Source organism: Mucilaginibacter sp. P4_G9 (assembly GCF_056400985.1).
In genome coordinates, this window is sequence record NZ_JBFUKF010000771.1 from 1 (window position 1) to 1,243 (window position 1,243).

General features: G+C 41.6%; 1 protein-coding gene. It reads left to right on the top strand.

Annotated elements, in window-relative coordinates:
* Positions 1-116 precede the first annotated feature (116 nt).
* Positions 117-1,243 (top strand): YncE family protein (locus AC1DPZ_RS27525; protein WP_477409518.1); only part of this gene is annotated, 1,127 nt, incomplete at its 3' end.

Sequence of the window (1,243 nt, forward strand, 5' to 3'; positions counted from 1 at the left end):
TAAAAGTATTTCAATAATTACATTAACATTAACCGGGGTTTTATTAATTTACTATTTGATAACCGGCTTTACATATTAATGGCATATTTTTATCAGTTGGGAACTATCAGAAAATCATGATTAGAAGATCGTTAAAATTATATCCGATTACGCTTTGGATAATAAGTGCATTGGCGRCATGCCATTCATTATCAACAAATAAAAAAACTGTTGAAAATGAAGAAGTAAACATGCATAGCGCTTATGATGATAGTACATTAAGCAGGAATATTTTGCCTGTTTTAATGCCTTACAACCGTATTATAGACCCGGCCGGTAAAATAGTAGCTTTTGGCGATGCGGATGATGAAAACCATAGCATGGATGTGAGGCTTATCCCGGGAAGCCCGCAGATAGCTGTTGAAGACAGGTATGGAGTTGCTATAATTGATACGGCATCGGGTAAAGTTGTTACCCGGTGGACCTACAAGGCGAGTAGCCAGTACAAAGGGCTTTCGAGCACCTACTCGGGGTTAAAAGTTGTGAAATTAAATAATCAAATGCAGATCTTCTGGAGCGCGGCGGCGGGTAAGGGTAAAGAATCGAGATCATATGTTTTCCAGGCGATATTTAATGGTGCAGAAATCAGCATAAAAAACACTTTTGATTTTAAGCCCGAAGGCGAATCTCCGTTGGCGCTGCCCAATGATGTAGCCATAAATAACGAGAATGGCACCAACTACCTGTATGTGGTTTTAAACGGGAATAACCAGTTGGTAAAAATAAACCTCGATAACAATAAAACAGTATGGACCAAGCCCACAGGTGTTGCGCCTTACGGAATTGCAATTGCTAAAAATAGGGCATTTGTAACCAATTGGGCCGGTCCCGAAGCGGTAGACACCCTTAACCGCGAAACGGCAGGTGTGCCTTACGGTAAAACATATATTGATCCAAAAACAGGCGCCACAGCACAGGGAACCGTTATGGTGATTGGCCTGGCTAATGGTGAGGTTATAAAAGAGATTCCCGTTGGTTTGCATCCCAATGCCATTATCAGCAGTGCCGATGAAGCATTTGTTTATATCGCCAATGGCAATAGCGATATGGTTTCGGTGATTGCTGCCGCCTCGCTTCAAAATGTGGAATCTATCGGCGTAAAATTGAATCCGGGTAAAAAGAGTTATATAGGCGATACACCCAATGCTTTAGCAATTGACGGATCGGGAACCACTTTGTATGTAGCCAATGGGCTTGATAATGC